The sequence below is a fragment of the Campylobacter concisus genome, from assembly GCF_902460535.1.
GTDB classification, from domain to species: Bacteria; Campylobacterota; Campylobacteria; order Campylobacterales; family Campylobacteraceae; genus Campylobacter_A; species Campylobacter_A concisus_AS.
Genome location: NZ_CABPTV010000004.1, coordinates 1 through 25263, shown reverse-complemented (window position 1 = coordinate 25263; position 25263 = coordinate 1). Strand labels below are relative to the sequence as shown.

At 39.4% G+C, this 25263-nt stretch carries 26 protein-coding genes; 13 read left to right on the top strand and 13 right to left on the bottom strand.

Translation table 11 applies throughout. The features are described from left to right. Positions 1-177: 177 nt before the first annotated feature. The 4 genes from crcB to topA all read right to left on the bottom strand — a co-directional run bounded on the left by crcB (position 178) and on the right by topA (position 4506). Positions 178-531, bottom strand: coding sequence for a fluoride efflux transporter CrcB (crcB, locus tag FZ945_RS03960; protein WP_103639556.1), 354 nt, complete (start codon positions 529-531; stop codon positions 178-180). Then, positions 531-1370 (bottom strand): biotin synthase, encoded by an 840-nt coding sequence (locus tag FZ945_RS03955; protein WP_148802624.1) that lies wholly within the window; start codon positions 1368-1370, stop codon positions 531-533. Before FZ945_RS03955 ends, crcB begins: the two co-directional genes overlap by 1 nt. Before the next feature lie 236 nt (positions 1371-1606). Next, positions 1607-2326 carry a leucine-rich repeat domain-containing protein gene (locus FZ945_RS03950; RefSeq protein ID WP_148802622.1) on the bottom strand — a complete coding sequence of 240 codons (720 nt, stop codon included), beginning with the start codon at positions 2324-2326 and terminating at the stop codon, positions 1607-1609. Positions 2327-2388: 62 nt separating this feature from the next. After that, positions 2389-4506 carry a type I DNA topoisomerase gene (gene topA / locus FZ945_RS03945; protein ID WP_187424167.1) on the bottom strand — a complete coding sequence of 706 codons (2118 nt, stop codon included), beginning with the start codon at positions 4504-4506 and terminating at the stop codon, positions 2389-2391. A gap of 119 nt (positions 4507-4625) precedes the next feature. Between topA and FZ945_RS03940 the strand changes: the two genes are divergently transcribed. The 3 genes from FZ945_RS03940 (at position 4626) to FZ945_RS03930 (ending at position 6849) form a co-directional block, all read left to right on the top strand. After that, positions 4626-4871, top strand: coding sequence for an AbrB/MazE/SpoVT family DNA-binding domain-containing protein (locus FZ945_RS03940; protein WP_148802616.1), 246 nt, complete (start codon positions 4626-4628; stop codon positions 4869-4871). Next, positions 4865-5182, top strand: coding sequence for a type II toxin-antitoxin system PemK/MazF family toxin (locus FZ945_RS03935; protein WP_262367150.1), 318 nt, complete (start codon positions 4865-4867; stop codon positions 5180-5182). The genes FZ945_RS03940 and FZ945_RS03935 overlap by 7 nt, the downstream gene beginning before the upstream one ends. 98 nt (positions 5183-5280) lie before the next feature. Continuing rightward, complete coding sequence (locus tag FZ945_RS03930) at positions 5281-6849, top strand: flagellin B (RefSeq protein WP_148802613.1); 1569 nt, start codon at positions 5281-5283, stop codon at positions 6847-6849. A gap of 242 nt (positions 6850-7091) precedes the next feature. Here FZ945_RS03930 and FZ945_RS03925 read toward each other — a convergent pair whose 3' ends face one another. The 8 genes from FZ945_RS03925 to dcd form a co-directional block, all read right to left on the bottom strand. Beyond that, positions 7092-9080 carry a motility associated factor glycosyltransferase family protein gene (locus tag FZ945_RS03925; protein WP_148802610.1) on the bottom strand — a complete coding sequence of 663 codons (1989 nt, stop codon included), beginning with the start codon at positions 9078-9080 and terminating at the stop codon, positions 7092-7094. A 9-nt stretch (positions 9081-9089) separates the two neighbouring features. Continuing rightward, positions 9090-10118: a pseudaminic acid synthase gene (pseI, locus tag FZ945_RS03920; protein WP_148802607.1), complete on the bottom strand. Its 1029-nt coding sequence runs from the start codon at positions 10116-10118 to the stop codon at positions 9090-9092. Between the two features lie 3 nt (positions 10119-10121). Then, positions 10122-10580 carry a UDP-4-amino-4,6-dideoxy-N-acetyl-beta-L-altrosamine N-acetyltransferase gene (pseH, locus tag FZ945_RS03915; protein ID WP_087581431.1) on the bottom strand — a complete coding sequence of 153 codons (459 nt, stop codon included), beginning with the start codon at positions 10578-10580 and terminating at the stop codon, positions 10122-10124. Beyond that, positions 10565-11437 carry a UDP-2,4-diacetamido-2,4,6-trideoxy-beta-L-altropyranose hydrolase gene (gene pseG / locus FZ945_RS03910; RefSeq protein ID WP_148802604.1) on the bottom strand — a complete coding sequence of 291 codons (873 nt, stop codon included), beginning with the start codon at positions 11435-11437 and terminating at the stop codon, positions 10565-10567. The genes pseH and pseG overlap by 16 nt, the downstream gene beginning before the upstream one ends. Further along, positions 11438-12118: a pseudaminic acid cytidylyltransferase gene (gene pseF, locus FZ945_RS03905; RefSeq protein ID WP_148802601.1), complete on the bottom strand. Its 681-nt coding sequence runs from the start codon at positions 12116-12118 to the stop codon at positions 11438-11440. 2 nt (positions 12119-12120) lie between these two features. After that, entirely contained in the window at positions 12121-13233 is a 1113-nt protein-coding gene (gene pseC, locus FZ945_RS03900) for a UDP-4-amino-4,6-dideoxy-N-acetyl-beta-L-altrosamine transaminase (RefSeq protein WP_148802598.1), read from the bottom strand. After that, complete coding sequence (gene pseB, locus FZ945_RS03895; RefSeq protein WP_148802596.1) at positions 13230-14225, bottom strand: UDP-N-acetylglucosamine 4,6-dehydratase (inverting); 996 nt, start codon at positions 14223-14225, stop codon at positions 13230-13232. Before pseB ends, pseC begins: the two co-directional genes overlap by 4 nt. A gap of 215 nt (positions 14226-14440) precedes the next feature. Next, on the bottom strand, positions 14441-15001 hold the full coding sequence (gene dcd, locus FZ945_RS03890; RefSeq protein WP_103559019.1) for a dCTP deaminase: 561 nt from the start codon (positions 14999-15001) through the stop codon (positions 14441-14443). A gap of 111 nt (positions 15002-15112) precedes the next feature. On the opposite strand from dcd, the gene FZ945_RS03885 reads away from it, so the two are divergent. The 3 genes from FZ945_RS03885 to FZ945_RS03875 all read left to right on the top strand — a co-directional run bounded on the left by FZ945_RS03885 (position 15113) and on the right by FZ945_RS03875 (position 17377). Continuing rightward, positions 15113-15955 (top strand): DUF3737 family protein, encoded by an 843-nt coding sequence (locus FZ945_RS03885; protein WP_148802595.1) that lies wholly within the window; start codon positions 15113-15115, stop codon positions 15953-15955. A 20-nt stretch (positions 15956-15975) separates the two neighbouring features. Then, on the top strand, positions 15976-16545 hold the full coding sequence (locus tag FZ945_RS03880; protein WP_148802593.1) for a YcxB family protein: 570 nt from the start codon (positions 15976-15978) through the stop codon (positions 16543-16545). 235 nt (positions 16546-16780) lie between these two features. Then, positions 16781-17377, top strand: coding sequence for an effector protein (locus FZ945_RS03875; RefSeq protein WP_148802591.1), 597 nt, complete (start codon positions 16781-16783; stop codon positions 17375-17377). Between the two features lie 2 nt (positions 17378-17379). On the opposite strand, the gene FZ945_RS03870 is transcribed toward FZ945_RS03875, so the two are convergent. Continuing rightward, positions 17380-18528, bottom strand: coding sequence for a hypothetical protein (locus FZ945_RS03870; protein ID WP_148802590.1), 1149 nt, complete (start codon positions 18526-18528; stop codon positions 17380-17382). A gap of 474 nt (positions 18529-19002) precedes the next feature. Here FZ945_RS03870 and FZ945_RS03865 point away from each other — a divergent pair, with 474 nt between their 5' ends. Genes FZ945_RS03865 through nrfD form a run of 7 tightly spaced genes read left to right on the top strand, consistent with a single transcriptional unit; the run spans position 19003 to position 25037 of the window. Further along, positions 19003-19713: a disulfide bond formation protein B gene (locus FZ945_RS03865; RefSeq protein WP_103620707.1), complete on the top strand. Its 711-nt coding sequence runs from the start codon at positions 19003-19005 to the stop codon at positions 19711-19713. A 10-nt stretch (positions 19714-19723) separates the two neighbouring features. After that, entirely contained in the window at positions 19724-20617 is an 894-nt protein-coding gene (locus FZ945_RS03860; protein ID WP_148802589.1) for a hypothetical protein, read from the top strand. Between the two features lie 22 nt (positions 20618-20639). Beyond that, positions 20640-21002 carry a twin-arginine translocation signal domain-containing protein gene (locus FZ945_RS10105; protein WP_262367149.1) on the top strand — a complete coding sequence of 121 codons (363 nt, stop codon included), beginning with the start codon at positions 20640-20642 and terminating at the stop codon, positions 21000-21002. Beyond that, a complete protein-coding gene (locus tag FZ945_RS03855) occupies positions 20999-22930 on the top strand; it encodes a molybdopterin-containing oxidoreductase family protein (RefSeq protein WP_316246193.1) in 1932 nt (643 codons plus the stop codon). Before FZ945_RS10105 ends, FZ945_RS03855 begins: the two co-directional genes overlap by 4 nt. Before the next feature lie 11 nt (positions 22931-22941). Continuing rightward, the gene (locus FZ945_RS03850; RefSeq protein ID WP_148802588.1) at positions 22942-23493 is read left to right on the top strand and encodes a 4Fe-4S dicluster domain-containing protein; all 552 of its coding nucleotides are present in this window, start codon (positions 22942-22944) and stop codon (positions 23491-23493) included. 10 nt (positions 23494-23503) lie between these two features. Further along, positions 23504-24142 carry a TorD/DmsD family molecular chaperone gene (locus FZ945_RS03845; RefSeq protein ID WP_107917165.1) on the top strand — a complete coding sequence of 213 codons (639 nt, stop codon included), beginning with the start codon at positions 23504-23506 and terminating at the stop codon, positions 24140-24142. Between the two features lie 10 nt (positions 24143-24152). Then, entirely contained in the window at positions 24153-25037 is an 885-nt protein-coding gene (gene nrfD, locus FZ945_RS03840) for an NrfD/PsrC family molybdoenzyme membrane anchor subunit (RefSeq protein ID WP_148802587.1), read from the top strand. The last annotated feature ends 226 nt before the right edge of the window (positions 25038-25263 follow it).

Below are 25263 nucleotides of genomic sequence, written 5' to 3'. Positions count from 1 at the left end.
AATTTCTTTTTATTTGAAAGGGAGACAAGGAGACTCGAGTTACGGTCTGCATGCAGTTACGAGGCGAAGTCCGAGTAAAATCCCTCGCATGTTAAAAGTAACTTGCAATGGTGCTTCACACTGCATGCAGTTAAAAACTCTAGTGAATTTTGATTTTGCAAACAGTTTTACTTAAATTCATAAATTTTTACCAAGCAAAATGCCAAGATAGCTTGCGAGTAGGCAAAGGCTAAGGTTTAAAAATATATTTAAAAAGCCTTTTACGAGTTCGCCTTCTAGTAAAAATTTAACGCTATCAAGGCTAAAGCTTGAAAATGTGGTAAAGCCGCCAAGTATGCCAACGACTAAGAACACCCTCACGCTTTGGCTTAAATTTAGACAAAATAAAACGCCGATAATAAAGCTACCAAGCACATTTACGCCAAGCGTTGCGAGCGGAAAGTGGCTAAATTTTAGCAGCTCCCCAGCTAAAAACCTGCACCCAGCTCCGATAAAGCCTCCAAGCCCAGCAAAAAGCAAATTTACAAGCATTAGTGGCAGATACTTGCAAAGCTAAAACCGCGCTTTGTAAGCTCCTCGATATCCTTGCTTGCCTTCTCGCCCTTTGCGGTGAGGTAGTCGCCTATCACGATCGCATCGGCGCCATTTTCAAAGATCTCATACTGCCTCTCGCCCAAAATCTTCTCCCTGCCGCCAGCTATCATGACCCTAGTTTCTGGCAGTACACTTTTGGTCTCACGCACGATTTTTAGGGCTTTATCCGCACTAAGTGGCGCTAGATCAAGTCGCAAGGCGTCACTTTTTATGAAAAAATTTATAGGCGACGAAAATGGCTCAAGCTCTTTTAAGCTAGCTCTAAAGCTCACCCTGTCAGCCTCGCTCTCGCCAACGCCGTAAATGCCGCCAGTGCAAAGCATGAGCCCAGCCCTTTTTGCGTCTAAATTTGTCTGATATCTCTCGTCCCAAGAGTGGGTTGTGCAGATTTTGGGGAAATATTCACGGCTAGTTTCTAGGTTGTGGTTATAGCTAAAAACGCCAGCATTTTTGAGCTCGCAAAGCTGCTCGTAAGTCGCCATGCCGTTACATGCGATGAGCATCAAATTTGGCACTTCTTTATGCACTGCTCTTGCTAAAGAAGCGATGTAGTCGGTCTTTTTGTCATTTAGTCTGGCGCCACTTGTGACTAAGCAAAAGCCAAGAGCGTGGTTTTTATAAGCCATTTTGGCCTCGTCCACCACCTGCTGCACGCTTTTTTCTTTAAATTTCGTGATATCAGCGCCAGTTTTGGCACTTTGCGTGCAATAAGCGCAGTCCTCGGCGCAGTTTCCCTGAGTGACGGAGCATATCGCACAAAGCATAATTGTTTTCATTTTTTATCCTTTTTTGGGGAGCATTATAGCTTTGGTAGGTTTAAAATTTAAGTATGATCGTCTTGAATTTACGAAAAATAGGTAAATTTTAAAATTAGAGTTGGCATATCACGGCCCTAAATTTAGTGGCGAGTGACTACGAGGTCTAAATTCGGTGGTCTGCTAAGGCAAGTGAGTAAAGTTTTAAAATTTGCTCTTAGAAATAAAACTATGTAAAAAATTTAAATTTTACAGGATCATCTTTTCTTATAAATTTCCGCCCTTTCTTTTAAAAGCCCTGTTTTTAAATTTGGCAAAGCGTTAAGCTCGTCAAAAAGTCCGAAAAGTGCATGTTGTGGCGGCAAGCTAAGGTGAGTGAGGGATTTTAGAGATAAGATGGGCGAGTAGTCCTTGCTTTTTAGCCTAGCCGTTAATATCACAAGGCTGGTTAGCTCAGGCATCTGGCGTAAAAACTCTAGGCTTTCTATGTGGATAAATTTAGGAGAAAGTCCGTCGCCACTGATCTCTAAGCTCTTTAAATTTTGTAAATTTGAAAACTCAGAGTAGTCGCTTATCTTTTGAAAATTCTCCACGGCTAGGCTTTCAAGTCCAGTAAGTATCGCGATCGGAGCTATGCTTTTTACGCTAGCACCAGAGCCTACAAAAAGGCTCTTTAGACTAGAAAGATTTGCCAGCGCGTCAAGGCTCTCATACGAGCCCCATTTGATGTGAAGGCTTTTTAAATTTCTTTGGCAGCACACTGCGTCAAAGAGCTCTTGAGGCATTTTGGTGCAAAAGCTAAGCTCATCAAATGCCTCTTGCTCGCTTCTTAAAAAGTCGCACCACTCATCAAGCACAGCTCTTTTTTGCCTGGCGGTTTTATACTGCGGCGTGAAGCTGTCCCCTAGCTGCGTGCAGTTTATCACAAGGCTCTTTTGCCATTTATACTGGCTAACTTGTGTGATAGTTTCAGGCATTTAAAGTCCAAATTTATAAAAGCCAAATTTAGGCTCAAAAGCTCAAATTTGGCCAGAGGTTTTTAGTTTTCAGAGATAAGTGTCTTTTTCTTGCACTTTGTGCACTCTATAAATGTACCTTTTTTAAGCTCTTTTTTGATCATATCGCCGCCGCACTCGTCACATTTTTGCGCGACTGGCTCGTAGTTTGAGATGAAGTCGCATTTTGGATAGTTGGCACATCCATAAAATTTACCACGCCTGCTAAATCTCTCGACGATCTCACCGCCACATTTTGGACATGGTACGTCAAGCTTTTTAAGCTCGCGTTTTGGCTTGGCTGCCGTTGTGGTGCCAGTTTCTGCGCTCTTTTCATTATCTTTTGCGACGTTTCTTGAGTATTTGCATTTTGGGAAATTTGAGCAAGCGATAAACTCGCCGTATCTGCCCTTTCTAAGCACTAGCTCGCTTCCGCACTCTGGGCACTTCTCGCCGATCGGAGTGGCTGTTTTTAGGCTTTTTATGCCAGTTTTGCCAGCACTGATTTTTTCCATAAATGGATAGTAAAAGTCGCTTAGCACCTTTTGCCAGTCAGCCTTATTAAGTGCGATCTCATCGAGCTTTTCTTCAAGATGTGAGGTAAATTCGCTATCGACGATGTTGCTAAAGTGCTCCTCCAAAACGCCTATCATGCTAAATGCGATCTCGTTTGGTATGAGCTGCTTTTTCTCGATCCTCACGTAGTCTCTTGATGTTAGCAGCGAGATGGTCGGTGCGTATGTGCTTGGGCGGCCGATGCCAAGGCTTTCTAGCTTTTTAACAAGGCCAGCTTCAGAGTACCTAGCTGGTGGCTCAGTGAAGTTTTGCGTGCTTTTTATGCTTTGCAAACTCATCTCGTCGCCCTTTTTTAAATTTGGCAAAATTTTATCCTTATCAAGCTCGCCATAAACCTTGTAAAAGCCGTCAAATAGCACCTTTCTGCCACTTATCTTAAACTCGCCTTTTTCGCTTGTAACATAGACATTTTGCGTTTGGCTCACACATGCGCTCATTTGGCAGGCTAAAAATCTATTGTAGATGAGCGTGTAGAGTTTTAGCGCATCTTTTTCTAGAAATTTAGCGGCGATTTGCGGTGTGAAGTTTAAATTTGTAGGGCGGATCGCTTCGTGGGCTTCTTGCGCGCCTTTTGAGCTTGTCGTGTAGCTTATCGCTTTGGTTGGCAAGTACTCTTTGCCGTAGTTTTGCAGGATGTGCTCTCTAGCGGCTGCGACGGCCTCTTTGGCTAAGTTTAAGCTGTCCGTTCTCATATAAGTGATCGCACCCATGAAGCCCTCGTTTGTTTGCACGCCCTCATAGAGGCTTTGCGCGATCATCATCGTCTTTTTAGGGCTAAAACCAAGGCGGTTGCTCGCACTTTGCTGAAGGGTTGAAGTCATAAATGGCGGGCTTGGCTGGATCTTTCTATCCTTGCTCTCGATCTCACGGACGCTAAATTTCTCATTTTGTAAATTTTCAATGATGTATTTTGCGCGGTCTGGATTTTGGATAGTGAGCTTTTCGATCTTTTGGTTTTCAAATTTAACTAGCTCAGCGTCTAGATCTTTTTTAAAAACGGTGTCAATGGTGTAGTATTCAACTGGTTTAAATGCCTGAATTTCACGCTCACGATCGACTATTATCTTTAGCGCCGCACTTTGCACACGGCCAGCGCTTAAGCCTTTTTGTATCTTTAAATTTAAAAGTGGGCTTAGCTTGTAGCCAACGATGCGGTCAAGCAAGCGCCTTGTTTGCTGGGCATTGACGCTGTTCATATCGACGTGTCTTGGGCTTTTTAGAGCGTTTTGTATGGCACTTTTGGTGATCTCGTGAAAGACGATGCGAGGCAGGCTGGTTGGCTCTTTGCCGATAGCATTTGCGATGTGAAACGCGATCGCCTCACCCTCTCTATCCTCATCGGTCGCGAGGTAAATTTCATCTGCACCCTTAGCAAGCTCTTTTATCTCTTTTACGATGGCAGAGTGATCGCTGCTGATGCGATACTCTGGGGTAAATTTATCGTCCTCTATCTTGATGCCAAAGCTCGTTTTTGGCAGGTCTCTGATGTGGCCTTTTGAGGCGATGACGTTGTAGCTTTTGTCTAAGAAATTTTTGATAGTCTTTGCTTTTGCGGGCGATTCCACGATGATTAAGCTTTTCATTATATATAGCCTTTGATTTTTTTGGCGTAATTGTAGCAGAAATAAAATCGATTGAAACCATAAAATCTCTTTAAGTGCTTTTAAATGTAATTACAATATGATTACACAAAAGGAGCAACTGCATGATAACAAATTTAATCCAAATAGGAAATTCTCAAGGCATAAGGCTTCCAAAGGCTGTTATAGAGCAGTTTGGATTTAAAAAAATTTCTCTTGAAATTTTAAAAGATGGCATTTTTTTAAGACCAGTAAAACAAAGCGATATAGACAAGTGGGATACTTTAGAGCTTAGAAAACTAGCACAAGGTGAAAAGATAGATAGTGAGTTTGAAGCTATCGACGTAAGTGATAAAGAGTGGCAATGGTAATGAGTAGGTATGAAATTTGGTTTATAAGCCTTGATCCAACGATTGGAGCTAAGATACAAAAAACTAGGCCATGCGTTATCATTTCACCACCCCAGCTTGACTATCTACAAAATAGGTTAATTGCACCCATTACCAGCAAAGGCTTTGATGCGCCTTATAGAGTAAATTTCAAGCTGCTTGATAAAGAGGCAAAAATACTTTGCGATCAGATAAGATGTGTAAGTGTTGATAGATTTGTTTCAAAAGTTGGCGAGCTAAATGGCGAACAGGTTGAAGAGCTAAAGGAAATTTTACATCAAATGTTTTTATGATATAAATTTTTTACTTCATCTATAAACTTTTTTAAAAATCAAGCGATATAGTTTTTGTGCGACACGAAGTCGTAACTAAAAAATTAAAAGGATTTACAATGAGTTTTCGTATTAACACAAACGTAAACGCACTTAACACACACGCTAACGCAGTTAGCAACAACACTGACCTATCTAAGTCACTTGGTAAACTTAGCTCAGGTCTTCGTATCCAAACAGCTGCAGATGACGCTTCAGGTCTATCTATCGCAGATAGCTTAAGAAGCCAAGCTTCAGCTCTAGGTCAAGCTATTGCAAATGGTAATGATGCTATTGGTATCATTCAAGTTGCCGACAAAGCTATGGACGAGCAGTTAAAAGTTCTTGACACTATCAAAGCTAAAGCTACTCAATCAGCTCAAGACGGCCAAACAACTCAATCACGCCAAGCGTTGCAAGCTGATATCGTTCGTCTAATGGAAGAGCTTGACAATATCGGTAACACTACTTCATTTAACGGTCAGCAACTACTAAACGGAACATTCTCTAACAAAGAATTCCAAATAGGTGCTTACTCAAACCAAACTGTTAAAGCAAGTATTGGTGCGACTACATCTGACAAGATCGGTCTTACACGTTTTGAGAGTTCAAAACTTCTAACAGTTGGTGGAGCTGGTGCAGTTAGTATCACATTCCTTAACGTAGATGGTGTAAATAACGTAAAAGCTCAAGCTGCTACTCTCTCGTTTGGTCTTGGTAAAGGTGTAGGCGCTCTAGCAGAGAACATCAACAAAGTTGCAAAAGAAACTGGCGTTCGTGCTACTTATGATGTTACTTGGGTAGGAAACAAAGCTATCGCTGCTGGCGAGATGAAAGATTTAGAGATAAATGGCGTTAAAATAGGCGACATTAGCATTAAAGCAAATGACGAAAATGGCGCACTTATAAACGCTATCAATGCTGTTAAAGACCAAACTGGCGTAACAGCTTCACTTGACAAAGGCAAGCTAGTGCTTACATCAGTAGATGGTCGCGCTATACAAGCTAAATCAAAAGCAGATGCAGCAACAGCTGCAAACAATATGTCTGCTATCTTTGGTTATGCTGCCAAAGGTAAAGATGCGATATCATTTGGAACAGCACTATCTACTATGTTTATCGGAAGATTAAACCTAGTAAAACTTGATGGACGTGACATTAAGATGGATACTGGCAACATCGGCAGTAAATTATCAGTGGCTTTTAGTGCTACTAAAACTGGTAGTAACGGTGGCGCTCAAGCATCTGTCTCACTACGTGAGATCAAAGGTCAGATAGATAAAACTCTAGCTGCTGCTATGGGCTTTACTAGAATGAACAATAGTGGTGCTATGACATCAAATCAATCTGCAGGTGTTATGACACTTCGCGGTGCGATGGCTGTTATGAGTATCGCTGAGTCAGCTCAAAAAACACTTGACCAAATTCGTTCAGACCTTGGTTCAGTTCAAAACCAACTTCAAGCTACAGTTAACAACATAACTGTAACTCAAGTTAACGTAAAATCAGCAGAATCACAAATCAGAGATGTTGACTTTGCTAGCGAGTCTGCTAACTTCTCAAAACATAACATCCTAGCTCAATCAGGTGCTTATGCTATGAGTCAAGCAAACAGCGTTCAGCAAAACGTAATGAAGTTACTACAATAGTAGGAGCTGAGTGAAGTTTTAAATAGGGCTTTGTAGCAGTAGCAAAGCCTTAATGTGTTAATGCTTTTACAATACGCAAACCCCCAAGCCTCAAAGCCTAGCTTTGGGGCTTTTTAAATTTATAAGCAATAAAATCAATATGTAAAATAGTATTTTGAATAAAAGCCTTCAAAGATAGAAAACTTTAAAGGTTTTTTATAAAATTATTTGGACTAGGTTTAATGGATGACTAAAAGCCCAGCCTATATCAAGCCAAGCTTTTTAACTTCTTTAAGTAAATTTTTACTAGCTTTCTTTGTAGTTTGTATCTCAGCGTCCAAACCACCAGCTAGAGAAAATATCCAATACTTATGCATCTCAACCCACTCTGCTAGTTTATTTACCTTTTGCATAGCCGTATCGCTAGACTCAACTGAAATTTTAGCCAGCTCAAGCTCTTGGTAATATACAGAGATAGACAAGATGTATTCGATATATCGTCTATATTGTTGTCTTCCTACGAAATTTTTGATCTTGTCTATCTTTTTAGTTATAGATAATAGTTTCTTGAAATGCTTCTCGCTAAGCTCGCCTCTATCTCTTATCTCTATCATTTTGTCTATATCTGGAGTGATTTCTAAAAAGACCTCTTCAAGCTTTTGTTTTATCTCTTCTTCAAATTTGATCTTAGTTTGTATAAATTTATAGGCTTGTAAAAGCTCTTTTTTCACAGTCTTTTGGCTAGGCAAACTAATGTGAGGTAAATTTTTTATCTCTTTGCCACGAGTGAGCTCCTCCATGACTTGAACAAAAGGCTTTTCAATGGCACCTTTGATCATAGCTCCGCCTTCTGTGCAGTTATAGTTTTTTATACCCTTTTTGTTTGTTGACTCGATGTCTGATTCATATTGGTTTTTAAATTTATCCCAAACATAAGTCGTCCTAACCTCGCCTATTCCGCCGTAAGCTGTAGTGTATAAATTTTCATCTGCCTGGGCAAACGCATGTCCTGTTGCATGGCTTTTGCCATCTGGTGCAAAAGCTAGGTCTTGACCTATCAAGACTATATTTTTATGACCTAGCGTATAGGCTAGTTGATAGGCCTGATTTGCCGTGCTAAGTCCTATGCCAAGATAGCCGTGTTTGTTTAAACCCATAGCGCGTTCAGCCTGTGGGCGAAATGTAAGAACTAGGCGTCTTGGCAAAATATTTTTTACACTTTGAGGATGTGTTAGCGATGCTACGATAAAGTATGCATCTTTATCTAAATTTCCATTTCTCTTTTTAAAAAAGCTCGATGTTTCTATAACTCTTTCTATAGACGTAACATAGTCTGGCTTTATGCCGTGCTTTGCAAGTATCGGCAAAGAGGCATCTAGGCTGATAACAGTAACATAAGGGGCAAATTTCTTAAGCGTATCAAGCTGTTTATCAAGACTTGGGCCAGTAGCTACTATAACAGCCGTATCCATAAGACCTTTTCGTTTTTTTATAAGGTCTTGGTAGACATAGCCCTTTATAAGTTGAGGCAGGTTTTCGGTATTATTTCTCACACCTTGAAGTAGGTCATCTACGCTATTTCCATGTGACGTAACAACCTGCGAAATAGCTCTTACAAAAAATTGATTAATTCTATTGTAGTCATCTGCAAATTTATCATAAAAAGGTGTGTGAATATTAAAGTTATATGTCTTAGCGTAGACTGAATAAACTTGACCTATCATGAGCTGATAAATTTGCGAATAGGTTGTAAGCTCTGAATAAAATATGATAAGCCTTTCGCTAAGCAACTCTTTTGATAGATCGACTAAATTTAATGTGATGTAAAGTATCTCAAGATCTGGCTCGACGACAATAATATGCTGGTGAGTTTGGTTATAAAGCAAAGCTTTGTAAAACACTCCGTTGCCTAGCCCATAGAAAAACATCACTGGATAGCGCTTACACTGAGAGCCAAGCCCTTCAAGCATATTTTGTATATCGGAAGCTGGCTTTTCATAAACATAAGATAGAGTTTTTTTGTCTATTATGTTTATATCAATCGGATCTTTGCCGATAAATACTTCATAGTTTTTTTGCTCCCCCAAAGAAAAAAGCCTAGTAGCCAAAATCTCATCTTGAGAAAATAGCGCATTTAGGTTATTTCTAAAAACAACATTTTCTATTTTATTGACAGTTTGGGCGTATTCTTTTGCTCTTTCTTCACTTTTTTCTTGTGGTGCGACAACACCATCATGAAATTTAATAGCCATTTTTCCTCCTTATAGATCCTCTTTTGTTAATCTCTCACTAAATTTTATATCTCTTTTTGCTTTTTTGCCAATTAGCTCTTTTAGAAATTTAGGATGCAGGCCATATCCTGGGCGCACGCTCCTTATATTTTGCTCGTTAAAAATTTCACCTTTTTTTATATCCGCACTTGCATAGAGTGAGCGTGAAAATCTCCTGTTTAAAACCGCTTTTTCATCTAGCTCGTAGTTTATTTTGCCCAAAAGCTCCTCAGCCTCTCTAACGCACTTTGTCATAAGAGCAAATTCTCTCTCATCAAGGCTAAATGCGCTATCAACGCTCTTTACGCTTTTATCAAGTATAAAATGTTTTTCAACTATCCTAGCGCCCAAACTAACCGCCACTACTGGAGCTGTCACACCTAGAGTGTGATCTGAAAAGCCGACCTCAACGCCAAATTTCTCTCTCATATCAGCAATAGTTTGCAAATTCATACCATTTAGCGGCGCTGGGTAACTTGAAGTGCATTTCAAAAGGGCGATGTCGCTATTGCCTGCATTTTTGCAAATTTGTACCACCTCTCTTATCTCTTCTTCATAGGCTATACCAGTTGAGATGATGATGGGCCTACCTTTTTTGGCTACAAACTCTACAAAATCATAGTCCGTCACTTCAAAGCTTGCGATCTTATAAGCTGGCGGATTAAACTGCTCTAAAAAGTTGGCATCATCCTTGCAAAATGGACTTGAAAAGCAAACAAGCCCCTCCTCTTTTGCCACTTTAAAAAGCTCGGCGTGCCACTCTTTTGGCGTTAATGCCTCTTGGTAAAGCTTGTAAAAATTTCTACCATCCCAAAGTCCGCCCTTTATAACAAAGTCGTCTAGGTGCGAATTTAGAGTCAAGCTATCAGGCGTATACGTCTGAAGCTTTATCGCGTCCGCCCCAGCGCGCTTAGCCGCCTTTATCGTATCTACCGCCGTTTTTAGGCTACCGCTGTGATTAGCAGAGAGCTCTGCTATTATAAAGACCTTTTTGTCTGTATCAAAATTTCCTATTTTCATCCGCTAGTCCGTTTCATTTTTAAGCTCAAGATAGCTAAACTCATCATCTTTTGCGTAAATTTTAAAGCCAAAATTTTCATAAAGTGCGAGCGCTTTTTCATTGTTATTATAAGCTTTTGCCTTTAGCGAGCCAACTTTTAATGTAAAAAACGCATAGTCTTTTATGAGATCAAGCAGCTTTTTGCCCACTCCTTTTAGCTCTGGGTTTTTATAAACGCCAAATTCGCAACTCTCTTTCGTTATATCAACGAAGCTCACCACTCCGATAAATTCACCCTCATCTTTTACTAAAAAATAGATCTTATCTTGAATGCTCTTTAATCTCTCTAAAAAAGCAAAATGCTCCTCTTTGCCAACGCTTTTATTTTTCATAAATTTGGCTATACGCTCGTCGTTTCGCCACTTTAAGACCATCAGTTTTTGCTCGCCACTAAGCGATGTAAAATTTATAAGCTCAAGCAAATTTCATCTCCCCAATAAGCTTCATATCCATTTTCTTTTAGCCAAGCAAAGATCTCTTTTTGATTATCAGCTACGCAAATGGCTTTAAATTTAGCTCCTAAAACATAAGCTTCATTTACAAGCGAGCTTGCTGTTATGATGAGCATTTTGGCTTCGTTCATGAGCTTTGCTACATTTTTACTATCTACAAAAAGGCTAAAATTTTCGTTTTTACTAGATATCTCTTTTAGAACGCTTAAGTTTTTATTTCCGCTAGTTGTTATGACGGCTGTTTTTAGCTTTTTAAGAAGCAGTTTTTCTGAAATTTTAGCACTTAGTCCTGAGATATCAGTGCCTCCAAGAATGATAGCGTAGTCGTAAATTTTCTCCCTTTTTACCTGCGCTTCTTCATAAAACTCATCTCTAACTAGCAAAAACTCACTTCCGCAAAATACCTCACAGCCTTTTTCTACAAGCCCCTCATATCTTGCCTTTTTCGCATACAAATTTACATTTAAAATATAGTCTGAACAATGTTTCTCGTAAGTGTCGTCAAATGATAAAATTTTAATGCCAGTTTTTTCTTTTATAGCTTTTTCGTCTTCAAAGCTAAAGCCGTAGTGATCGATGATGAGAAGTTCAAATTTATTATCTTTTATAAGTTTGCAAAGCTCATCTATCTCGCCACTTGTTAAGCTAAATTTAGGGTAGTTTATCTCATCAAAAATGTCACCTTCTAACCTCAAAGACGCAAATGAGATGTTGCTAAATTTTTTAGCAAGCAAAAGGTCTCGCCTGATGTGCCCATGCCCTATCTTGCTGCTACTATCAGCGCGCACGAGCGTTTTTAGCAGGGGAAGTCCTTTAAATTCTTTCAATCAGATCTTTCCATTATTTATCAAATAAAGCTTCTTAGCAAACTCAAAATCCTCTAGCGTGTCGATGTCGCAGACTAAATTTCTTGGCAATAAATATGCCTTTGAGTGTGGCGCAAACAAAGCACTGCACTCCAGCCAAGCCTCTTTTTTGCCAAAATAAAATGCCCCAGCGTCATGAAATGCAGGCTCAAGATCTTGTGAGCGCGTCTTTTCAAACTGCGGATAAAACATGCTAACTCTAGCGTTTTCATCAAGTTTTATCGCCCTTTGTATAGGAAAATCAAACGCAGTCGCTGAAAATAAAAATTTACACTCCTGCTTTTTAAACTCCCCTGCGGCCTCTTTTAAAATTTCAGCCGTTATGAGTGGTGCTGTAGCATAAAGGCAGCAGACATCACTAAAGCTAGAATTTACGCGCCCTATCGCATCTTTTATCACGTCAGTGCTTGTCGCGTAGTCATCGCTTAGACTCGCATCTCTAAAAAATGGCACGTTAGCTCCAAATTCTCTAGCCACATTTGCGATCATTTCGTCATCGGTGCTTACGATCACTTCGCTAAAAACTTTAGAATTTAGCGCAGTCTCAATGCTATATGCGATTAAAGGCTTGCCTAAAAAGTCTTTTATGTTTTTGCCAGGTATTCTCTTACTGCCGCCTCTTGCTGGTATGATGCAGATCATTTTTACTCGCTAAAGCTTTTTAGCACATCAAAAAGCGTGCTTGCGACAAATTTAGCATCATCCGCGCTCATGCCGTGATGGCAAGGGATGCTAAGCTCAGCGCTATAAAATTTCTCCGCATTTGGCAGTGAAATTTCACCAAGTAGTGCTTTATAAAAGCTAAATTTATATGTTGGCTTGTAGTGCACCTGCACGCCAACGCCCTTTTGCAAGAGTGCTTCAAAAATTTGCTCTTTTTTATCCCAAAATTTCTCATCCAAAAGCACTGGATATAGGTGCCTTGAGCTAGTTGTATTTGCTGGGATTTTTATAGTTTTAAAATATTCACACCCGCTAAATTTCTCATCATAAAATTTAGCTATCTTATTTCTTTTGGCAATGAAATCATCCAGCCTTTTTAGCTGGCTAAGCCCCAAAGCGCAGGCCACGTCTGTTATCCTGTAGTTATATCCAAGCAGGCTCATGTCGCTATCCCAAAGCTTTGTTTTAGCGATGCCGTGGCTTCTATATAGCCTTGCTAGCCTTGCTAGCTCATCGTCGTTTGTAGCAAGCGCACCGCCCTCAAGCGTGGTGATAGGCTTTACTGGATGAAAGCTAAATATGCTAATATCAGCCTTAACGCCCACTTTTACGCCGTTTTGCACGCTACCAAGGGCGTGAGAGGCGTCGTCTATCACCTTTATGCCGTGTTTTTTGGCTAAATTTATGATCTTATCTAGCTCCACTGGATTACCACCGTAATCAACCGCGGTTATCACCTTTGTTTTTGGCGTGATTAGAGCTGGAATTTTCTCTTCATCGATGTTGCCATTTGCTTTTACGTCGCAAAATTTGACCTGCGCTCCTGCCATCAAAGCCGCATTTGCAGTGGCTGCAAAGGTGATGGGCGTCGTGATCACTTCATCGCCCTCCTTCACACCTAGGCAAAGATAGGCTACGTGAAGGGCCGAAGTGGCTGAGTTCATAGCGATCACGTGCTTTACGCCAACATACTTTGCCAGCTCATCTTCAAATTTACTGACCTTTTGGCCACCTGTTAAGATGTCGTCTCTTAGCGCATCTGCTACTACTTTGATATCTTCTTCTGTGATCTGCTGACGGCTGTAAGGTATCATTTAGCATCTCCTATCATCTCAAGAAGGCCTACCCTATCAAGCCAAATTTTATTTGTATTTGAGCTATATTCAAAGTCCTCGCTCACTAGTTTGCCCTTTTGATGAAGAGCATTTGTCGAGAAGTCTTGCGCTGTTAAAAACTGGATAGACGGACTAATAACGTAGTAATCATCAAATTCGTATGTAAGATGCGCGTCGTCTCTTGAGATCATCATCTCATGCATCTTCTCGCCTGGGCGGATGCCTATGATCTTGATGCCAAGGTCTGGTGCAAGGGCTTTTGCGAGATCGACCATCGTCATTGATGGGATCTTTGGTATGAAAATTTCGCCGCCTTTCATCCTCTCAAAGTTTTTAAGGACGAAATTTACGCCTTGTTCAAGCGTGATCCAAAACCTAGTCATCTTCTCATGCGTGATAGGAAGCTCTTTTTCTCCTTGTGCGATCAGCTTTTTAAAAAGCGGCACGACTGATCCGCGAGAACCAACGACATTTCCATATCTTACGACACTAAATCTTGTCTTTTTGTCTCCAACGATGTTATTTGCAGCAACAAATAGTTTATCGCTCGCTAGCTTTGTAGCTCCATATAAATTTACAGGGTTGCATGCTTTGTCAGTTGAGAGTGCGATGACCTTACTAACGCCACACTCCAAAGAGGCGTCGATGACGTTTTGAGCGCCATCTATGTTTGTTTTGATGCACTCCATTGGATTGTATTCTGCGATTGGTACGTGTTTCATCGCAGCTGCGTGGATGACGTAGTCTATGCCGTTCATCGCAGTTCTTAAGCGCTTATAGTCCCTCACATCGCCGATAAAAAAACGCATAGCCTTGTCTTTAAAGACTTGAGCCATTTCGTATTGCTTTAGCTCATCGCGTGAGTAGATAACTAGCCTTTTTGGCTTATATTTTTTTAACAAAATTTCAGTGTACTTTTTACCAAAACTTCCTGTTCCGCCGGTGATCAATATCGATTTGTTGTTAAACATTTTGCGCCTTTTTGCTAGTCATTTTTGATTTATAAATGGCTAATTAGAGTTAATTTTTATAAATTTTTAAGCAAAAGCTGTGCCAAATTTAAAATTTATTTATCAAAGCTTCGCTCTTTCTAGCTTCTATTTCGTCAAAATTTCGTTATTGTTTAGGGTTTTTATAAAAAGTGGGCGATAAATTTAGCCTTTGCAAGGTCGCAAAGGCATAAAATTTATTTTAAAATTCTAGGCAGCGTGATGCCTTCTTGGGCTTGGTATTTGCCGTTTTTATCAGCATAAGTCACCTCGCAAGGCTCATCACCCTCGATAAATAGCACCTGTGCGATACCCTCATTTGCGTAGATCTTCGCAGGCAGTGGCGTCGTGTTTGAGATCTCTATCGTGATATGCCCCTTAAATCCCGGCTCAAAAGGCGTCACATTTACGATGATACCGCACCTTGCGTATGTGCTCTTACCAAGACAGATCGCCAGCACGTTATCAGGCATGTTAAAGTACTCAATCGTACGCGCTAAAGCAAAAGAATTTGGCGGCACTATGCAGACATCACCCTTAAAATCAACCACATTTTTCTCATCAAAATTCTTTGGATCAACGACGGTTCCGCCGATGTTTGTGAAAATTTTAAACTCATCGCCCACGCGGATATCATAGCCATAGCTAGAAACGCCGTAGCTAACGACGCCACGCCCCACTTGCTCCTCGGCAAATGGCACGATCATCTTCTTTTCAACCGACATTTTCCTTATCCAAGAGTCTGCTTTTAAACCCATTTTTGCTCCTTTTTTTGGGCGATTATAACGCTTTGCGTCTTTAAAGTAAATTTAATGGCACTTTGCAGTAAAACTAGTATAATTTTGAGAGAAATTTAATAAAGGACAAAAATGCAAGAGAGAAATGTCGAAACTTTCACAGGAGAACGCGCGATGTTTGGGGCAAAGGGGATAAATTTTACTAACTGCATCTTTGAAGATGGTGAGTCACCACTAAAGCACAGCTCAAATTTAAAGCTAAATGAGTGCGTTTTTGCCTACAAGTACCCGCTCTGGTATGCAAGCGACATCACGCTAAATGGCGGCTATCTCGAGCCTCTAGCAAGGGCTGGCATGTGGTACAGTAAAAATTTAAGCTTCAAAGACGTGCTCATAAATGCACCAAAAAGCTTTAGAAAAAGCTCGCAAATTTTACTAGAAAATGTAAATTTCTCAGACGCCACCGAGACACTTTGGGGGTGCGTGGATGTAAAGATAAAAAACGTCTTTGCAAAAGGGGATTATTTTGGAGCAAGCAGCGAAAATTTAGAGGTTGATGGGCTAAATTTAGACGGCAACTACTGCTTTGATGGCTGCAAAAACCTTCGCATCACAAACTCAAAACTCATCTCAAAAGACGCCTTTTGGAACTGCGAAAACGTGCTCGCGCAAAACTGCCTCATCTCAGGCGAATACCTAGCTTGGAACGCGAAAAATGTGACACTCATAAACTGCACGATAAAGAGCTTGCAAGCGCTTTGCTACGTGGAAAATTTGGTTGTAAAAGATTGCATTTTTATGGACACAAGCCTTGCTTTTGAGTATTCAAGCCTCGATGTGAGCACCAAAAGCAGCATAAAAAGCGTGAAAAATCCAAAAAGCGGCGCCATAAGAGCTGGCAAGATAGAGGAGATCATTATAGATGGCAGTTTGGTTGATGCAGGCAAGATAGAGATCATCACGGATGAAATTTAGACAAAATTTAAAGAAATAATATGCAAAATGAAAAATTTAGAGCAAAATTTAGTATAAAAAACGATGCTAAATTTAAAAAGCTACTACGCGAAGTCTCACGCACCGTCTATAAAAAGAATAAAATTGTATTTTTAATGAGGGCGATCGAGCTGCCATTTGCTGCGCTATGCGGAGTAGCCATGGTCGCGCTTTTTGACGTTACTGGGCACGAGTTAATAGTATATTCTGATATGGACGATGTCTCTACTTTGGCAAGAAATTTAGCCATTGCTCTTTGTGTCGGCATAGTCTTGCTCTATATTTATGCGGCTATTATTAAACCAATTTTATTTACTAGAGCCATTTACTCAAACATCGATGTTGAGCGCGAACAGGAGATCGTTATACATGATGACGAGGTCTTGTTTGTCACAAAAAATAGCACGGTTCATTTTTCGTTTGGCGCGTTTCTTAGCACTTGTGAAACGGATGATTTTGTAGCTTTGATCTTAAAAGAAGGCTCATTCTTATATATCCCAAAAGAGTCACTAAATGAAAAAGCGCAAGAAATTTTGGAATTTCTAAAAGGAAAAATAGGCCAAATTTTGTAACAAATTTTTAGGAGTTATGAATTAAATTTGCTGGCTATATTCAGACTAAAATCTCTAAAAATATAGAGATAATCACGGATGAAATTTGATTTGTTTTTGAAAAAATTTGCTACACAACTCAAATTTATAAAATCAAAATGACTCGCGGATAAAAAATCTTATAAATTTCGTAAAATTTAATAAGCTTTATTGTTAAAAGTAGTAAAATAGTTACACTTTTTTGATCGGAAATGAAATGAAATTTAAAGATTTTAAAGAAAAAAACAGTAGCAACTATGACTTTTTCACAGCTGATGAGATGAGCTATAAAGAATTTGTACAACTAAGCTTTAAAGAGTTTTTAACTAGCGATAGTGGCTCAAAGTGGCAGCTTGACATAGATGATAAAAGGTTTAACTCATTTCCAAATTTCACCCAAAAACATCAAATTTGCATATCGAATTTAGACTATGAAGATAATGTTTTTCAGTTTAGAATTTGCTCTGAAAACAACGTATCAAGCCTTGGTTACCGCATGTTTACAAGCTTTGATAGCATACATAAAGACTTTGTCACAGACGATATCAAGCACTCTGATGAAGTTATGATGAGCCTAAAGCTTGGCGAGCTTAAAGAGTTTCCTTGCATATCAAAATGCGGCTGGTGGATCAAAGATATCTGGCGAGACATGTATCCTATCTTGGACGAGACTAACAGCGAGGACTTTGTGGTAGGCATTATAAAAAACGAATTTACCAAAAAGATGACCGAGATAAATGAGTGCCTAAAAAACGCTCAAGATGGCGGCAAGCTTGACGAAATTATTGCTAAACTAAAAGATAAAATCAACTAAATTTAGAAATTTCCACCCACAGCACAAGAGCTAGCTGGATATGAAGTAAGTCCGTAGTCAGCCGACTCCACGTTATAAAAGTCCAAATTTGCACTTCGTGAGATGATATACTCAAAGCCTTTTTGATTTAGCTCGATCAAAATTTTAAGCTCCGTATCTCTTTTACAGACTATGCTTTCAAAAAAGTGAGAGAAGAAAGAAATTTTGGTATTTTCCTTTTGCATTGAGTGATTTAGCATGAGCTCCATGTTGCTAAAAATTTTAAAGATAGTTTGATTTGACTCAAATTTGCCAAATCTAGCATAATAATTTTGCAAATTTGCGTCATTTAACACGATGTTTTTAGTGCAGTTTTTGGTGATCTGCTCGTAGATAAGACCAAAGAGCTCAATAGAAGCATTTTGATTATCCATCACTCTATTTTCGTGATTTGTGACTACTACAAAGCCATCTTTTATCTCGTATTTTTCATTTTTATAATAAAAGCTAACATTTGCCACCTCTTGCTCGAAACGCTTTTTATAAGCAAAAGGCAAATAGTTTAAAACGCCCATTTTATCGATGATAGCTGAGCTTTTTACGCCACCATCTAGCTCGTGCTGCATGAAGTATCTTATAAAGCTACCTTGCTCTATATCAAAGCTGTTTAAATACTCGATCTTATCAAGATAGATACATCGGTAAAGCTTTACAAATTCTGGATTTAGCCTAACATTTATCTCATCTTGTAGCTCGCCATATTTGTCGGTTTGCTCTGCGTCTATAAATTCGATTATATTCATCTGCTTTTCGATCTTGTCCTTAACAAAGATCGAAATTTTCACGTCCTGCATCTCATAAAAGCACTTTATCGTATCTGTGGCACTTTTGGTGATATCTGTTTTAAATTTCTTAGCAAGCTCTGCTTTTTTAAGGGTGAGCGAAAAGTCGCCATTTTTTAGTTTATTTTGCGAGTACAAAAGATAGAGTAGCTGCTCATAGACCATGAGATGCGAGTAGGTTAAAAAGGTATTGTCCACCACGATGACGTAGTAGCAACGCGTTATAGAGTACCTTTTGTTGTTTTGTAAAAATTCATCATAAATTTTTAATTTGCTTGGGGATTTACATACCTTAAAAACATCGTATGATTCTAAAAATATATTTTCCATTAATACCCCTTTTTACCTTTTGCAAAAATATTACATAACTATTCTTTAAGCTAATTTGAATTTATAAGCTAGCTAATAAAAATAATTTTATAAAAACTAATATTAATTTAATTAAATATAACTTAATTATATAAAATATTTTTATATAAATATATTTTTATTTACAAAATTTTATTTTATAAAGTAAAACTTAGCTATAAAAATATATTTTTTAAACTAAATTTAATAAATATAGTTATATCATTTTTCTCAGATAAGCATGCTTGTAGTTGAAAATTTACAAATTGGGAGCTCAAAATGGAATTTCTAATTTTGACGCTATTTCTGATTAGTGGGCTTATCTTATACATAAAGCCACAAATGAAGAAAATAGCAACGTCCTGTATGGCTTTGGGGTGCGTAATACTAGTTGCACTAGAATTTTACGTAAATTTATGGGTAGTCTTGCCAATAGGCAACTTTTAGGAGGGCAAGATGCAAACAAAACAAAACGAAATCCCAGCAAACGAACAAGGCTTTTTCAACCTTATGTCACTGGCCATCACTGCTCTTGTGGCACTTCCAGTTGGTATCGCCTGTTTGGTGCTTGGCTTTGGACTAGGTGATAACCCTTGCGTAATGTGCTGGGCCGAGAGGATCACGATGATAGCTATTAGCCTAATAGCGCTTTTCATCATCAGGTACGGACTAAAGCCTGGCTATCTAGCAGCACTTTTACTAATGGCCTGCTGGGGCATATTTAACGGCTTTATACACTACAGCCTAGATGGAACATTTGGCGGCTATCTTGACATCAAACAAGGTTTTGGCCTTGAAATTTTAGGTGCCCACACTCAGTTTTGGGTTATGGTTGTTGATTTTTGTGTGATCATATTTTTGGCTCTTATATTTTTGTTTAGCAAAAATTTGGGCCTTATAATGCAAAAAAGCTCAAATGGCGAATATGGCGACTTTCTAAGCTACTTGCCACTTGGCAAATTTGCAAATTTAGTCTTTATCGTGATCATCCTTGCAAACTGCGTTCAAGCCTTTATAGCTTCTGGTCCACCACCATATCTAGGATCTAGCACACCACCAAGAATGAGCATTGATCCTTCAAAATGGTTCTGGGAGAAAGACCACTGGGATAGCTCGCTTGATTTTAGATTTGACTGGAACCCTGAGCTTCCAGACCTAGCAAAGTAAGGAGTAAAAGATGAAAAAGCTAATATTTTTTGTCGCATTAGTAAGCCTTGCTTTTGGGTTTAACTTTGACATGGATAGCAAAAATGGAGCTATCCAAAACACAAAAGAGCTAGGTCTTAAAGATACGCTCACTCTAAATTTGCAAAATGATAATGCAATAACTGGAGCTGACTACGATGAGAGCAAAAAGCACTTTGCTCTTGTCTCAAACGACAATGAATTTTACATCGCAGATGAGAATTTAAAGCCTCTAAGTTATGCTAAGCACGACCGTCATTTTATAATGGAGATGGAGACAACAGTCGGAGCTACTTGGTATAAAAAAGAGCTTGGCATGATAAGTTATAACAAGACTTTTGTCTTTTATGAGCCAGCTAGCAACCTTAGCAAAGACGAGCAAAATAGCCAGTGGAGGCACCTATTGGCTGGATATGACGCGTGGAAGCTAAATGACCTTGGCAACAAGGGTAGATTTTCTACCATTAGATCAAAGCAGCAGTACATCTTAGGCTGGGACTACTTAGAGAGTGAGAATAAATTTTTCACAGCTAGCGTGCCAAATGACGTTAGAGACTACTGGAGTGTGGCTATATTTGATGGTGACGACAAGATGATCTTAGAAGAATTTATGCCAAAAGCTGGAGCAAATTTGCAGCTAAAAGAAGGTAGAAATTTAAACAACTACTACATTACTGGTGTTGATGTGGAGCCTGGTGCGCTCTATCTTTTAAGCAAAAATTTCTCAACTATTTTAAAGTTAAATTTGACCACCAAAGAGATAGACGAGGCATTTAGTTTTAGTGGGGTAAATAACCCAAGAGCATTAGCGATCAAAGATAACAAATTTTACATCTTCTCACGAGAAGGCAAAGAAAATAAAGTTTTTATCTTTGAGATGAAATAGCTATCAAATTTAAGGAGAAAACATGCAAAGACGTTCTTTCCTAAAAGGCACCGGAGCAGCTCTAGCAGCAGCTGGGACAGCTCCTAGCCTATTTGGTATGGAGCAATTTGAGGTGGATTTTAACCCAAAATCCTATAAGAACGAGGAAAATGTAGAGTACCACTACCTAACCTGTCCTAGAAACTGCCGTGATGCCTGTTCGATGATCGCTGAGATCAAAGACGGCAAAATGGTAAGCATAAAAGGAGATCCAAAGCACCCACTAACGCAAGGCACAGTCTGCGTCAAGGGTCACACCTATGCCATGCACCTATATAACGCTGACCGCATCATGCACCCTATGAAAAGAGTCGGTAAAAAAGGCGAAGGAAATGGGAGAAGATAAGCTGGGATCAAGCCTTAAAAGAGATAGCTGCAAAGCTAACTGAGATAAAAGAGAAATTTGGCGGCGAAGCCTTGACCGAGTTTGTCTACTCTGGCAACGAGGGACATATCTCAAAAACTATCGCACCAGGAAATTTCTTTGAAAAATATGGAGCCACAAGACTTGTTAGAAACCCTTGCGACTGGCCAAGATACGCGGGCACTCCTAGCGTTATAGGTACTGACTTCTCAAAAGATGCACTTGAGATCGATGAGAGCGATATGTATATCAGCTGGGGATCAAACGAAGCTTACACAGCCGTACACTGGATAAGATTTGCTCACCGCGTTAAAAAAAGAGGCGGAAAGATCATCGTTATAAATACGATAAGAATTCCTCTAGCAAACCAAGCAGATACGTTTATCCAGCTAAAACCATCTAGCGACCCTGCATTTTGTCTAGCGGTCTGTAAATTTTTAATAGAAGAAGATCTATATGATCATGAATTTGTAGAAAAATATACAACAGGCTTTGAAGACCTAGTGCACGAGTGTTCACTCTACACCTATGGGGAACTATCTGAGATGTGCGGAGCAAGTGTGGATCAGATCAAAGTTTTTGCTAGAGAGTACGCTCACGCAAAAGCACCAGCTATCATGCACGGCGACGGCGGACAAAGACACTTTAACGGAGCAAGACTTGTTCGTGCGGTTACATTTTTACCAGTTTTAACTGGCGCCTTGACAAAGCTTGGTGGCGGACTATTTTGGGCGTATGTGCATGTAAAAGGCTGCTTTAATTTTGACAACTGTATGCCAGACCTATCTCCAAAAGATAAAGATGGCAAAAAGATAGAAAGACAGCAAGTAAGCTATATAGAATTTGGTAAAGGCATACAAAAAGAAAATCCAACATATCTTGATAAGCCTATAAACACTGTCATTAGAGCATGCATCAACTACAACTCAAATTTAATGGTAACAGCACCAAATACAAATTTGATCAAAAAACGTGTGATGGACGATGACTTCTTTTTGGTTGTAATTGATCCTTACGAAACAGATACCTGTGACTATGCTGACTATGTTCTACCTGGTGTTACATTTATGGAGAGTGAGGATATCCAAAACGACCAAATTTCTGGATACGTCTGCTACAACGCTCAAAGTGTAAAACCTCTTGGCGAAGCTAAGACAAATTTAGAGTTCTTCAACGCTCTTGCAAAAGCTATGGGCTATACAGAAGAGTGCTTTAACTGGGATAGTGAAACGGTTTGCAGACGCTTTTTGGATACAGAATTTGCCAAAAAGCAAAACATCACCTATGAAAAACTAAAATCAGTCGGCTGGATCAAACCATTTAGAACGCCTGAAACGATGAAAGATCAGTTCCCATACTACCCTTATGCGCCAAAAGACAAACTAGTCTTTGGTACAAAGAGTGGAAAATGCGAGCTTTACTCACAAACCTTTAAAGACGCAGGATATCATCCAGTAATAGACCTTGAAACTGACTGGGACTACTATGAAAAGAGCAATAAATTTGGAAAAGACTATCTTAAGAAATATCCGCTTTATTTCATGACGCCAGGTACTCAGCTCCAAGATAACTCAAACTGGGGCAATATGCCTTATATTCTAAAAAGGGTTATCGTTAAAGGCAATGCTGAGCTATTTATGACACGTGAAGATATGGAAGCACGCGGTATCAAAAACGGAGACACAGTTGAGGCAACAAACGAGAAAGGAACAGCCGTCTTTACAGCAGTCGAGACAAACCAAATGAACCCAGGCATAGTCTATGCGTGGAACAACATCTGGGTAAAAGTGACAAAATCAAGAACTGGGGCAAATATACTTTGCTCTGACGGCGTTAGCGATCTAGGAAATGGCTCAACTTATACAGCTAGCTTTTGTGAAGTAAAAAAAGCAGCTAAACAAGAGATGTAAAGGGGTCTAAGATGAAAAGAAAACAAGGTTTTTTATTTGATTATAACTTTTGCATAGGCTGCAAGGCTTGCGAAATTTCATGTCAGGTCTATCACAATCAAGATCCAGATATAAACTGGAGACATGTCGATGGCCTTATGATACATGAAGATGGTATAGAAAAAGAGATCTTTATAACTCACTCTTGCCACCACTGCGATGAGCCAGCCTGTATGGATGTCTGCCCAGTTGGGGCTTATATCAAGCTAGAAAATGGTGTCGTACAGCCACTTCATGATAAGTGCATAGGCTGTGGATACTGCTTGATGGCTTGCCCTTATGGCTCTATCACAAAAGGTAAAGACGGCAAGGCTCAAAAGTGCAATCTCTGTGCTGAAAAACTTGAGCGTGGCGAAGAGCCAGCTTGTGTGGCAGGCTGTCCGTGTGGAGTACTAAAGCTAGTTGATAGTAACGTTAGCGACAGTGCTGGTATGCAAAAAGAGATGCCCGGCTTTAAACACTTCTTTACCAAGCCAAATATCCGCTTTTATCCAAGAATGAAGCAAAACGAATTCATACACTAAAGAGTAAAAGATGGATAAGGTCAAAGAAAAGCTTAGCGTTAGCCTTAGTGTTGAAGACTTTTTAAGGCGATTTTTCTTAGTAGAGCTTAGAGAGCAAAATTTAGATGAGCTCATAAGCCTAAGCCTTAATTTTAGTGATAAATTTAAAAATCATGACTTCATACTTTGGCTAAATAAGTGTAAAGATGATCTAAATTTGCTAGACGAGCTAAGATATGAATTTAATAGGCTATTTGTAGGGCCAAGACACCCAAAAGCTGAGCCATACGAGTCGGTTTATTTTGATTATAAAACGATGTTTGGCGAAAAGACTATGCAGGTGCGTGGCTTTTATAAAAGCTCTGGACTAAAGCTTAGCAAAGAGCAGTTTGATAAATTTCCAGATGATTTCATCGGATACGAGCTGCAATACCTTTACTTTCTAAGTTTCAATGCCTTACAAGCAGACGAAAAAGAGAAAATGGATGAAATTTTACATAAAAAATATGACTTCATCCGCACTCATCCGTTTGAGTGGTTTTATAAATTTAGCTCTCGCTGTAAGGAGGCTACAAATTTAGAAGCCTATGTGAGCTTTGCTGATTTTTTAAATTTATATCTTGAAAACGAGATAGAGCAGTCAAGAGCTCTTCTAACTTTTAAGAGTTAAAGGATAGATAATGGAACAAACAACTTGGGGATGGCTCATAGTCATATATCTGTTTTTAGGTGGTTTAGGTGCTGGGGCATTTTTGTGCTCGGCTTTAGCCTATAAAGGCTTTTTGGGCAAGCTCGATGAGAAATTTTACAAATTTGGATTTTTGCTAGCGCCAATAGCGGTCATAGTTGGAACTGTACTTTTGCTATTTGACCTAGCGCCAAGTGCGGCGATCAATCCAGCTAAGATCATAGGTCTTTACACAAGACCAGTTTCTATAATGAGTATCGGCACATATCTTCTAACATTTTTCATAATAGTTAGCGTGCTCGTGCTTTTACAAGTTAAAAAAGCTGGCAAAATTTGCGATATGATGCTTAGTTTTGGCTCGCTACTTGCAATTGGAGTGATGGGTTATACTGGACTACTTTTGTATGTTGTAAAAGCGATCCCACTATGGGCAAGCATATGGCTACCGATTTTATTTACGATCTCCGCGATCTCTACAGGGCTTAGCGCAAACGCTATATCTGTGCTAAGTGGTGGTGGCGTTTTAAGCCATGAGTCGCATAAATTTCACACTATCTTAGTAGTGCTTGAAATTTTTGCCCTCTTGATGCTATTTGCAAGCGTTAGAAACGAAGCTGCTGGCATGGCTAGCATAACCAAAATAGTATCAGGCTCTCTAGCACCGATGTTTTGGATAGGTTTTATAGTGCTTGGTCTTGCACTGCCGTTAATTGGTGGCAGTAAATTTATGCTACAAAGATGTGGCGTAACAAAAGATGGAGCAGTATGCGGATGTAGCGAAGGCGTTAAAAGCTGCGTATATAATGAATATGGTGTTTTAATCGGCGGTTTTTGCCTAAGAGCATTTATCGTTCTTGGAGCAATTTATATATTTTAATAAACTTTCTCCCTTTAAAAACTAGGCCGGATATAATCCGACCTAGCTATCTAATCATTTCTCGCCAAGTGGCCAGTAAACAACTGGTTTAGCTCCTAGTCTTGCCTCACCATGATACATACCAAGTTTATCTTTAGTCCAAGCAAAGCCAGTCTTACCAGACTTATCAATAGAGATGATACCACCACTACCGCCTAGTGCTACTACCTCTTTTACAGCCTCCTCA

Excerpts from the sequence above, each read along its gene's own strand:
- crcB (WP_103639556.1), bottom strand. The coding sequence starts at position 531 with ATGCTTGTAAATTTGCTTTTTGCTGGGCTTGGAGGCTTTATCGGAGCT.
- FZ945_RS03955 (WP_148802624.1), bottom strand. The coding sequence starts at position 1,370 with ATGAAAACAATTATGCTTTGTGCGATATGCTCCGTCACTCAGGGAAAC.
- FZ945_RS03950 (WP_148802622.1), bottom strand. The coding sequence starts at position 2,326 with ATGCCTGAAACTATCACACAAGTTAGCCAGTATAAATGGCAAAAGAGC.
- FZ945_RS03940 (WP_148802616.1), top strand. The coding sequence starts at position 4,626 with ATGATAACAAATTTAATCCAAATAGGAAATTCTCAAGGCATAAGGCTT.
- FZ945_RS03935 (WP_262367150.1), top strand. The coding sequence starts at position 4,865 with ATGGTAATGAGTAGGTATGAAATTTGGTTTATAAGCCTTGATCCAACG.
- FZ945_RS03930 (WP_148802613.1), top strand. The coding sequence starts at position 5,281 with ATGAGTTTTCGTATTAACACAAACGTAAACGCACTTAACACACACGCT.
- FZ945_RS03925 (WP_148802610.1), bottom strand. The coding sequence starts at position 9,080 with ATGGCTATTAAATTTCATGATGGTGTTGTCGCACCACAAGAAAAAAGT.
- pseI (WP_148802607.1), bottom strand. The coding sequence starts at position 10,118 with ATGAAAATAGGAAATTTTGATACAGACAAAAAGGTCTTTATAATAGCA.
- pseF (WP_148802601.1), bottom strand. The coding sequence starts at position 12,118 with ATGATCTGCATCATACCAGCAAGAGGCGGCAGTAAGAGAATACCTGGC.
- pseC (WP_148802598.1), bottom strand. The coding sequence starts at position 13,233 with ATGATACCTTACAGCCGTCAGCAGATCACAGAAGAAGATATCAAAGTA.
- pseB (WP_148802596.1), bottom strand. The coding sequence starts at position 14,225 with ATGTTTAACAACAAATCGATATTGATCACCGGCGGAACAGGAAGTTTT.
- dcd (WP_103559019.1), bottom strand. The coding sequence starts at position 15,001 with ATGGGTTTAAAAGCAGACTCTTGGATAAGGAAAATGTCGGTTGAAAAG.
- FZ945_RS03885 (WP_148802595.1), top strand. The coding sequence starts at position 15,113 with ATGCAAGAGAGAAATGTCGAAACTTTCACAGGAGAACGCGCGATGTTT.
- FZ945_RS03880 (WP_148802593.1), top strand. The coding sequence starts at position 15,976 with ATGCAAAATGAAAAATTTAGAGCAAAATTTAGTATAAAAAACGATGCT.
- FZ945_RS03875 (WP_148802591.1), top strand. The coding sequence starts at position 16,781 with ATGAAATTTAAAGATTTTAAAGAAAAAAACAGTAGCAACTATGACTTT.
- FZ945_RS03870 (WP_148802590.1), bottom strand. The coding sequence starts at position 18,528 with ATGGAAAATATATTTTTAGAATCATACGATGTTTTTAAGGTATGTAAA.
- FZ945_RS03865 (WP_103620707.1), top strand. The coding sequence starts at position 19,003 with ATGCAAACAAAACAAAACGAAATCCCAGCAAACGAACAAGGCTTTTTC.
- FZ945_RS03860 (WP_148802589.1), top strand. The coding sequence starts at position 19,724 with ATGAAAAAGCTAATATTTTTTGTCGCATTAGTAAGCCTTGCTTTTGGG.
- FZ945_RS10105 (WP_262367149.1), top strand. The coding sequence starts at position 20,640 with ATGCAAAGACGTTCTTTCCTAAAAGGCACCGGAGCAGCTCTAGCAGCA.
- FZ945_RS03850 (WP_148802588.1), top strand. The coding sequence starts at position 22,942 with ATGAAAAGAAAACAAGGTTTTTTATTTGATTATAACTTTTGCATAGGC.
- FZ945_RS03845 (WP_107917165.1), top strand. The coding sequence starts at position 23,504 with ATGGATAAGGTCAAAGAAAAGCTTAGCGTTAGCCTTAGTGTTGAAGAC.
- nrfD (WP_148802587.1), top strand. The coding sequence starts at position 24,153 with ATGGAACAAACAACTTGGGGATGGCTCATAGTCATATATCTGTTTTTA.